Raw genomic sequence first — 8,757 nt, 5'->3', positions numbered from 1 at the left:
GAGGTATGGTTGCCTCAATCTCCTTTCGGGTAAAGTTAGCTTCGCCAATGTTATCGGTCGGTAACTATCCAAAAAGCACTGTTTCAGTGACCTTAAAACTGTTTAACTTTTCGGTTCTAGAGCAGTAGACTAGCTACGCATCTACTGGTATGTCTTGAACACTTGCCGATAACGTAGTCAGTTAAGACTTAAGCTGGTCAGAATGGCTTGTTAGATTTCTCTTTCAAGCCTCATGCCTTTAGGCTGAGGTTCCTGACGCCTGATTCGCGATCGCCTGTTTCTGCTACTATTCCACCGAATCCTTTTGGGTCGGGGATTCTAGCCGTTTACAACTTAACTCAATTTTAGTAATTCTTTCCTTCTCCCCTATCCCTGCCTACATTGTCACTGTATCACAAAACCCACAAGTAATTCAAGGAACCTAACTCGAAATCCAATCAATGCAGCGAACAAGATATAGCGTATTTTTTTCAGTGGCATCCCTAATCAAACACCATATCTACAAGTCCGTCAAGAGTAAGTCGGTGAGAATGTTCATCCAGGGGGATTCGTGGCAAAATGACGGTCAGTAGTCACTAGCGTCAAAACCTGCCCAGATGCAAAGGATTTGTGCAACATTGATAAAAGACTTGTCCAGGCTAGGAACAGAGGAGCTATTATCGTGAGACTAGTGATTCTGGGAGGTCCAGGGTCAGGGAAAAGCACACAGGCGCGACAGTTGTGTCACCATTTGGGGATCGTGGAGATTTCCAGTGGTAACATTTTGCGTCGTGCGATCGCATCTCAAACCGATTTAGGTCAAAAGGCTCAGCCCTACGTCGAGAAGGGAGAATTAGTCCCTGATGAAATCCTGATCGAATTCATGCGCCAGCGCCTGCTACAACCTGACACGGCGAAAGGTTGGGTGCTAGAAGGGTATCCCCGTACTGCTTTCCAAGCCGAGGAATTAGATTTTCTCCTGGAGGACTTAAATCAACAGCTAGATTGGGCGATTTACTTAACCGTACCCGAATCCGTAATGATGACTCGTTCAGTGGCGCGATCGCAAAACTATGCTAAAGATAGCACCACATCAGCCAAGTCTCGTCTGGATGACCATCCCGAAATTGTCCCGCGCCGCATCGAGTTATTCCACGAACGCACAGTCCCCATCCTGGAGTACTATGACTATCGTCAAAAGCTGTTGACGATAAACGGCGACCAACCGCCAGAGCAAGTTCAGCAAAATATCTTGCACAAACTTGAACTGGAAAATTAACCTTTTTTGACAAACCCCGTTCTGACTCAGAAGTACTACCATGTCTTGGCAACGTCCTGATCATCGTCAACCTAACCAACTCCGTCCCATCAGTTTTGTCCGTGGATTCACTAAATTTGCATCAGCTTCTGTCTTAACCAAGTGCGGTGATACCCAGGTATTATGTAATGTCACCATTCAGCCGGGAATCCCGCGATTTCTTGAAGGAACAGGTAGTGGTTGGTTAACCGCCGAGTATCGGATGCTTCCCGGCGCTACACCTCAACGCCAAACCCGTGAATTACTTAAATTATCCGGTCGAACTCAAGAAATTCAACGACTGATTGGACGCTCTTTAAGAGCGGCTGTAGATTTAACCGCATTAGGTGAACGCACGGTGATGGTGGATGCGGATGTCCTGCAAGCCGATGCGGGAACCCGTACCGCTTCAATTACTGGGGGATACGTCGCCCTGGCTGAGGCTTTGGATAAATTAGTCCAAGCTGGAGAATTAGAGCGCTCGCCAATCCGTCACCAAATCGCGGCGGTTTCGGTGGGATTGTTGGAGGGTGAACCATTTTTAGATTTGAACTACCAAGAAGATGTCGCCGCGCAAACGGATTTTAATGTTATCATGAACGACGAATTGAATATTATTGAAATTCAAGGAACGGCGGAAGAAGAAAGCTTTAGTCGGACTCAGCTTAATCAGTTAATTGATATGGCAGAAATAGGCATTAAGGAGTTGTTAGACGCTCAACGTCACGCCCTGAGCTAATCGGGATTTTCAGTTGTTAGTATGAAACGAGGGATTGGGTAAGTGGTATAGCTGGATGACAAGGGGCAACTTTTGCCAAACTAATATGTAATAGATGTAATCATTACCCAAACAGTCATGACTCAGAGTCCTATCGCTGATTTACTACCACCACCTTTTCCAGACCATACTCAACTTCCTGAGTCTGATGGTACATTTGTGAAGAATTTTCAAGAACACCCTCAAAGCCTAATCCTAACCGATTCAATTGGAGGAGTTTTACAACGACTGCATCCTGATGGACAATACGCCATTGGACAAAATTGTGGGATCTACTGGCGAGAAACTGATCCACCTGAACAAGGGGCTGAAGCACCAGATTGGTTTTATGTGCCTAATGTTCCGCCCAAGTTAGGCGGAAAAATCCGTCGTTCCTATGTGTTGTGGCGGGAATTTATCGCACCATTAATCGCACTGGAGTTTGCTTCAGGGGATGGTTCCCAGGAACGCGATCGCACGCCACTATCGTTCTCAAATCAAGCCCAAACGACGAAACCAGGGAAGTTTTGGGTCTATGAACGGATTATGCGGATTCCCTATTATGGTATCTACGAAATCAATCAGGAAAGGTTGGAACTGTATCACCTCGTCAATGGGTTTTATGAACCCTTAAGAGCGAATGAACGGGGTCATTATGCGATCGCGCCTTTGGGAGTAGAGTTGGGACTATGGGAAGGATGCTATCAAAATCAAACTCAATGCTGGTTACGCTGGTGGGATGCACAAGGAAATCTCTTGCTAATTGGTGATGAACGCGCCCAGCACGAACAGCAGGCGCGACGGGATGCAATCCCTCGGTTGTTGGATATGGGGTTGAGTGTGGAACAAGTGGCGGAGGCGCTGGGGTTTGAGGTGCAGGAAGTGAGAGCGATTTCTCAAAGGTAAATAGGTGGGAAAATTTAAAGTTAATCTCCAACAGTTTGTTCGATCCACTGGATATGCTGCATCAATAATTGAGTTAAGTCATAACGCTCCAGAATCGTTTTTCGCCCTTGAACTCGCAGCGCCGCCATACTATCAGGATGATTCAGCACCTCTTCCACCCGTTCAGCAATGTTTTGGGGCGAAAAAAAGTCGGCTAATAAACCATTCACGCCATCCTGGATTACCTCCCTCACAGGTGCTGTGTTTGACGCAACAACTAAACACCCTGTTGATAAGGCTTCTAACATTGACCAGGATAAAACAAAGGGACGGGTTAAATAAATATGAACCGCTGAGGCTTGTAATACTTGTAGATAGTCTGGATAGGGAAGTAACCCGGTAAAATGAACGCGGTTGAGATCCAATGGAAAATTTTCCAGCATGACTTCCTTATAGGTTTTGCCATCCGGAAGGGATTTCCCATAGGCGACACGATTTTCGCCCACGATAACCGCATGACAATGGGGGCGTTTTTCTTGCAGTAAGGCAATGGTTTCTATCAACTGGGGAAAGCCGCGATAGGGTTCCATTCCTCTGGCGACATAGGTGACAAGTTCTTTGACGTGAGATAGGTCTAAATTTAACCGAGGGAGGACTAATTTGTGTCCCGGTTTCGGTTGAAAAAAGTTAGTGTCAATCCCATCATGGTGTACCGTAATTTTATCCCGATACTCTGGGGGAAACTGTTGGTGCTGCCAATGGGTGGGAGAGAGTCCGCGATCGCAACTGTACAAATCAATCAGAATCGGCGCATTTTTGATCCGAATCCGGGCTTCATCGTCGGCGTTGAGGGGTTCTGCTGGATCAAAGTCGGCGTCTGAACCATGAGCGTGATAAAACCACTCGAAATAGCATAATAGTTTCGCCTTGGGGAAACTGTCTTTGATAAAGAAGGTAGGACCCCAACCGGAATGACCATAAACCACATCGGGAATAAACCCTTGGGCTTTGAGTTGTTCACACAGGCGATAAACCCCTTGCCCTTGCAGCACCGCATTTTCCAAGGGGCGGACGTAGTGATGGGTTTCTGGACGGGCTTGGCGGGATGGCGCATAGATGGCTTTGACAACACCAGGTAATTGACCCTCTTTGCGGGTTGTACCAAAGACGACTTGGTGACGCGGGTCTTGCGCCAAGATAACGGCTAGGTGGCGGAATTGGGCGGGAAAATTGGAATGCAAAAATAAGATTCGCATCAGGTGATGATTCGTAGTCTTGGATACGGTTTTTCTCGGATGACTCTTTCCTCGACAACTGGGTGATCTCCTGATCAATTATCACCGATTGGGGATTCCTAGAGAGTATAGTCTATCGGTGATAATTGAAACTTTTCTTAGGAGTGGGTTGAGATGAGAGATTTGTTGCTTTACAGAACGTTACGGGCAAAAAAACTGTGAGAATTATTCTCAATTAGCAACGATTTTGCGTTAGTTCAGCGATTTGGTAAAATTAATACTTGTGGCTTAGTGTATTTATTTTTAAATGAATTCGGCTCACCAGTCGCTGAAATGCCTGATTTAGCGAGAATGCTGCGCTAAATCAGCACATATAGGCGCAAAAAAACGTAGAGGTTAGATGCATGTATTTTTGTAAAAAATAGAATCTTTTTTTGACGATTTTTAATTAATACAGTAAGCTTAGGTCGCTTTTCAGGTAACTGAGGTACACAGATTCTGCTATACGCCGCGTGAGGTATAGTGAAAATAAACCTCTGAAGGAGAAGGTGAATGCCAACCAAGAGTACTCTTCAAGATACACTGAAAGCAAAATACGGCATTAATAAAAACATTACCCAATCCCTGTCTGCGGTAGAGTGTGAGGAGTTGGTTGACGCTAATGAAAAACTCAAAAAAGATAACAGAGATTTAACGAATATTGTTGACCAAATTCGACTACGATTAGCGCGAGATACCAAAATGTTGTTGGAATATGAGGATAGTGAGATCCGCAAAGCGTTGATCAGACTGTTTCGGTGGACGTTAGGGTAGGGGCAAATTAGTATGGCAAGCCAAAAACACCAAAGTCGCACATTTAGCGGTATGGGCTATCGTGAAGTCCAGCAATCAAATTCAATTCGTCGGAATAAGTTGCCGAAAACTGATCGAATCTGGCTCAAAGAAAACGGGTATAAAAACGTTGGCTGGGATAATGTGATTCAGCTCTATCAAAAAATTAATGAGTTACCGGCTCAGCCTGACGCGGATGATGAACCAACCTTAGAAGAATTGTTCTTAGAAGCTGATCGCATTGGTCAAAAATACCAAACGCTTGAAGAAATAGAAGCTTTTAATCAAGAAATGGCGGCGGAAGTGAATGCGGTATCAGACTTAGTTGACCAGCAATTTCCCGAAACTGAAGTTGAAGTGATTGATTACAGTCAAACTTCTCGTTTTTCGGCAAAAAACAGGCAATCTCGCAACAAATATCGCTAAATCAAGTCTGAATCAGATAGACCATGAACCTCGATGATAAAAATATAGAAGACCTTTTTAAAGTAGCCGATAAGGTTGGCAAAAAGCGGTATAATAGACTAACTCGCCAAGATTTAGAAGACTATCGCAAGTTTGATCACTGGCGCTATGTCAATGGTGACGTTGAATGCGGCACAACTCCAGAGAGTAAAGACTGGGTGAAAAACAACTCGGATTGGCATTGTCCAGTTTGTGGTAGTCGATTTGCTGATGTGGGTGGGAGAACCATCGATCACAAACTTCCGCGATCGCAATATCCCTGGCTATCCTTAGATTTTAGAAATCTGTGGGTTATTTGTGGTAGTTGTAATCGGGAAAAATGTGAAATGCACTGGTACGAGTACGAACATTATATGTTTATCCACTATCCTAATCGCTATCAAGATATCCAACTATTTCGACCCAGGCAATTGCTGAAATCGCTGAAGGCAAATCAATAAAGTCAGCACATTACACCGTTAGGCTTCAATGATGACTCCTAAATTGCCGCGTTTTCGCACCAATCGACAAGCCGTTGCGCCACTAGAACGCTAAAATCATGAATATAATAGATCCAAGTGTAATTAGTTTAAACTTGACTAAGTTGATGGCGATGATTCCTATTAATAAAGCCAAACAGCAATTGCAAGATTTGATCGATGCTGTGAGTCAATCCCATGAGCCAATTGTGATTACTTCAGGAAGTAGCAATGCGGTTTTACTGTCTGAAGCCGATTGGTTAGCAATTCAGGAAACGCTGTATCTACTTTCGATACCGGGAATGCGGGAATCAATTCGTGCTGGCTTGGCAACTCCGATTGAAGAATGCGATCAGGAGTTGGAGTGGTGACTTGGCAACTTGTCTACACGAAACAGGCTCAGAAGGATGCCAAGAAGCTATCTCAAAGTAATTTACGAGACAAAGCTCAAGCACTACTCGATATCATTGAAATTAACCCATTTCAGAATCCCCCACCTTACGAAAAGCTAGTGGGTGATTTATCTGGTGCTTACTCGCGGCGTATCAATATCCAGCATCGTCTCGTGTATCAAGTGATTGAGTCAGAGAATACCGTAAAGATTCTGCGGATGTGGACTCATTATGAGTAATGTTTTGTAACACGAGCGCAACGAGAAGCTAAGGAGACAATACTAGCCCCAAGATAAATAAGAGCAAACCGCCTATCCAAACGAGAAGAGGTTTGGTTTGTCGTGTCCGTTTCCTTCTCGCATAGTAGACAATATATCCAGGAATAACGAGGCAAAGCAATCCGTCAAGAGCAGAATAACGAAAGGCTTGCACGAGGATGTAGACTTGGGCAGAAAAAGAAGTTATCAACCCTGCCAAGATCATGAACTGTGCTAGTTTTGCCATTTCTTTACTCGCTGCTAACGTGTCAGGTTGCCAAAATTTTTGATAGGTGATTATTCAATAGAGTTTATCTGAGATCGTCTCCTTGTCAATGGGAAACATTGAGGAATTTCGCGAAATTTTAAGAATGATTGCAATAAACAACCGTTAAGTTGTTTTAGTTTTAGGCTGAATCCCAGTCAGTAAGCAGGTTTGGGCGATTTTCCCGCCATGACCATCCGAGTCACTACCTACTCACGAAATGCTTAAAGTCTGAGACAATCAGAAGCGACTTGAAAATATAAACTCATCAATAACACTGCCCATTCGTCCTCAATCGGGCTTTGTGCAACAAATACAAGGGAGAAACTCGGTATGAAATTGGCTTACTGGATGTATGCAGGTCCGGCTCACATTGGCACTCTCCGCGTTGCCAGTTCCTTTAAGAATGTCCACGCGATCATGCATGCACCACTGGGCGATGATTATTTCAACGTGATGCGATCGATGCTAGAACGGGAGCGAGACTACACTCCAGTAACCGCCAGCATCGTAGATCGACACGTTTTGGCACGGGGTTCTCAGGAAAAAGTGGTGGATAATATCATCCGCAAGGATAAGGAAGTCACCCCAGATCTGATTGTATTGACCCCCACCTGCACCTCCAGCATTCTCCAAGAAGATTTGGGCAACTTCGTTGAACGCGCTCAACTTGAAGCCAACGGTGATGTAATGCTGGCAGATGTGAACCACTACCGGGTGAATGAACTACAAGCCGCCGATCGCACTCTGGAACAAATAGTCCAGTATTATCTGAACAAGGCGAAGAAGAAAGGGGAATTACCAGAGGGTAAGACTCAAAAGCCTTCGGTGAACATCATTGGTATTTCCACCCTCGGCTTCCACAACCAGCACGACTGCACCGAATTAAAGCGGTTAATGGCTGACTTGGGGATTGAAGTGAACGAGGTGATCCCAGAAGGCGCATCAGTTCACAATCTGAAAAATTTGCCTCGCGCTTGGTTTAACCTCGTACCCTATCGGGAAATCGGCATGATGGCGGCGCGTTACCTGGAAGCAGAGTTCAATATGCCTTATGTGGATATCACACCGATGGGGGTTGTGGAAACAGCACGGTGTATCCGTAAGATGCAGCAGGTACTCAACCAGCAAGGCGCTGATGTGGATTACGAGGAGTATATTAATAATCAGACGCTGTATGTGTCCCAAGCGGCTTGGTTCTCACGTTCCATTGACTGTCAGAATTTGACTGGGAAGAAAGCCGTTGTCTTTGGTGACAATACCCACGCGGCGGCGATGACCAAAATTTTGGCACGGGAGATGGGGATTCATGTGGTGCTAGCGGGGACTTATTGCAAGTATGATGCAGACTGGTTCAAGGAACAGGTGAGCGAATACTGTGATGAGATCCTAATTAGTGAGGATAACGGCGAAATTGGCGATGCGATCGCGCGGATTGAACCCTCGGCTATTTTTGGCACTCAGATGGAACGCCATGTGGGTAAGCGGTTGGATATTCCCTGTGGTGTGATTGCTGCACCAATTCACATTCAAAACTTCCCCATTGGGTATAAACCATTCATGGGTTACGAAGGGACAAATCAAATGGCTGATTTAGTGTACAATTCCTTTACTTTGGGAATGGAAGATCACCTGTTGGAAATCTTCGGTGGTCATGATACTAAGGAAGTAATTACGAAAGGGATTTCCGCTGATTCTGACTTGAATTGGAATAAAGAAGCACAAACTGAATTGAATAAAGTTCCAGGTTTCGTGCGCGGTAAAGTGAAGCGGAATACAGAGAAATTTGCGCGGGAGCGAGGGTTTAGTGAAATTACCCTTGAGGTGATGTACGCCGCCAAGGAATCTGTCGGCGCTTAGAAGGAGTTCGCGATCGCACGCTGTAGTAGCATGAGAGTGTTTCCTGGCTGGGGACACTCTCATTGATGTAGAAGTA

General features: G+C 45.1%; 10 protein-coding genes. 9 read left to right on the top strand and 1 reads right to left on the bottom strand.

The window, feature by feature from the left end; genetic code table 11:
* Positions 1 to 661 precede the first annotated feature (661 nt).
* The 3 genes from RLO19_RS12000 to RLO19_RS11990 all read left to right on the top strand — a co-directional run bounded on the left by RLO19_RS12000 (position 662) and on the right by RLO19_RS11990 (position 2,939).
* Positions 662 to 1,258, top strand: a complete 597-nt coding sequence (locus tag RLO19_RS12000) for an adenylate kinase (RefSeq protein ID WP_446356634.1) — start codon at positions 662 to 664, stop codon at positions 1,256 to 1,258.
* A gap of 40 nt (positions 1,259 to 1,298) precedes the next feature.
* Entirely contained in the window at positions 1,299 to 2,015 is a 717-nt protein-coding gene (gene rph, locus RLO19_RS11995) for a ribonuclease PH (protein ID WP_446356632.1), read from the top strand.
* A 117-nt stretch (positions 2,016 to 2,132) separates the two neighbouring features.
* A complete protein-coding gene (locus tag RLO19_RS11990; RefSeq protein ID WP_446356630.1) occupies positions 2,133 to 2,939 on the top strand; it encodes a Uma2 family endonuclease in 807 nt (268 codons plus the stop codon).
* Positions 2,940 to 2,959: 20 nt separating this feature from the next.
* Here the strand turns inward: RLO19_RS11990 and RLO19_RS11985 are convergent, their stop codons facing one another.
* Positions 2,960 to 4,174: a glycosyltransferase family 4 protein gene (locus tag RLO19_RS11985; RefSeq protein ID WP_446356628.1), complete on the bottom strand. Its 1,215-nt coding sequence runs from the start codon at positions 4,172 to 4,174 to the stop codon at positions 2,960 to 2,962.
* Between the two features lie 531 nt (positions 4,175 to 4,705).
* Between RLO19_RS11985 and RLO19_RS11980 the strand changes: the two genes are divergently transcribed.
* The 6 genes from RLO19_RS11980 to bchB all read left to right on the top strand — a co-directional run bounded on the left by RLO19_RS11980 (position 4,706) and on the right by bchB (position 8,681).
* A complete protein-coding gene (locus tag RLO19_RS11980) occupies positions 4,706 to 4,966 on the top strand; it encodes a hypothetical protein (protein WP_446356626.1) in 261 nt (86 codons plus the stop codon).
* Between the two features lie 12 nt (positions 4,967 to 4,978).
* A complete protein-coding gene (locus RLO19_RS11975; protein WP_446334700.1) occupies positions 4,979 to 5,410 on the top strand; it encodes a hypothetical protein in 432 nt (143 codons plus the stop codon).
* A gap of 23 nt (positions 5,411 to 5,433) precedes the next feature.
* Positions 5,434 to 5,889, top strand: coding sequence for an HNH endonuclease (locus tag RLO19_RS11970; RefSeq protein WP_446356624.1), 456 nt, complete (start codon positions 5,434 to 5,436; stop codon positions 5,887 to 5,889).
* A 152-nt stretch (positions 5,890 to 6,041) separates the two neighbouring features.
* A complete protein-coding gene (locus tag RLO19_RS11965) occupies positions 6,042 to 6,278 on the top strand; it encodes a type II toxin-antitoxin system Phd/YefM family antitoxin (RefSeq protein WP_446356641.1) in 237 nt (78 codons plus the stop codon).
* Positions 6,275 to 6,538 (top strand): Txe/YoeB family addiction module toxin, encoded by a 264-nt coding sequence (locus tag RLO19_RS11960; RefSeq protein WP_446334701.1) that lies wholly within the window; start codon positions 6,275 to 6,277, stop codon positions 6,536 to 6,538. The genes RLO19_RS11965 and RLO19_RS11960 overlap by 4 nt, the downstream gene beginning before the upstream one ends.
* Before the next feature lie 616 nt (positions 6,539 to 7,154).
* A complete protein-coding gene (gene bchB, locus RLO19_RS11955; protein ID WP_446356622.1) occupies positions 7,155 to 8,681 on the top strand; it encodes a ferredoxin:protochlorophyllide reductase (ATP-dependent) subunit B in 1,527 nt (508 codons plus the stop codon).
* Positions 8,682 to 8,757: the final 76 nt, after the last annotated feature.

Origin of the sequence: Coleofasciculus sp. G2-EDA-02 (genome assembly GCF_040226375.1) — a bacterium.
Taxonomy (GTDB): domain Bacteria; phylum Cyanobacteriota; class Cyanobacteriia; order Cyanobacteriales; family Coleofasciculaceae; genus Coleofasciculus.
This window is presented reverse-complemented; position numbering and strand designations above follow the sequence as displayed.

Excerpts from the sequence above, each read along its gene's own strand:
- RLO19_RS11980 (WP_446356626.1), top strand. The coding sequence starts at position 4,706 with ATGCCAACCAAGAGTACTCTTCAAGATACACTGAAAGCAAAATACGGC.
- RLO19_RS11970 (WP_446356624.1), top strand. The coding sequence starts at position 5,434 with ATGAACCTCGATGATAAAAATATAGAAGACCTTTTTAAAGTAGCCGAT.
- bchB (WP_446356622.1), top strand. The coding sequence starts at position 7,155 with ATGAAATTGGCTTACTGGATGTATGCAGGTCCGGCTCACATTGGCACT.
- rph (WP_446356632.1), top strand. The coding sequence starts at position 1,299 with ATGTCTTGGCAACGTCCTGATCATCGTCAACCTAACCAACTCCGTCCC.
- RLO19_RS11965 (WP_446356641.1), top strand. The coding sequence starts at position 6,042 with ATGATTCCTATTAATAAAGCCAAACAGCAATTGCAAGATTTGATCGAT.
- RLO19_RS11975 (WP_446334700.1), top strand. The coding sequence starts at position 4,979 with ATGGCAAGCCAAAAACACCAAAGTCGCACATTTAGCGGTATGGGCTAT.
- RLO19_RS11990 (WP_446356630.1), top strand. The coding sequence starts at position 2,133 with ATGACTCAGAGTCCTATCGCTGATTTACTACCACCACCTTTTCCAGAC.
- RLO19_RS11985 (WP_446356628.1), bottom strand. The coding sequence starts at position 4,174 with ATGCGAATCTTATTTTTGCATTCCAATTTTCCCGCCCAATTCCGCCAC.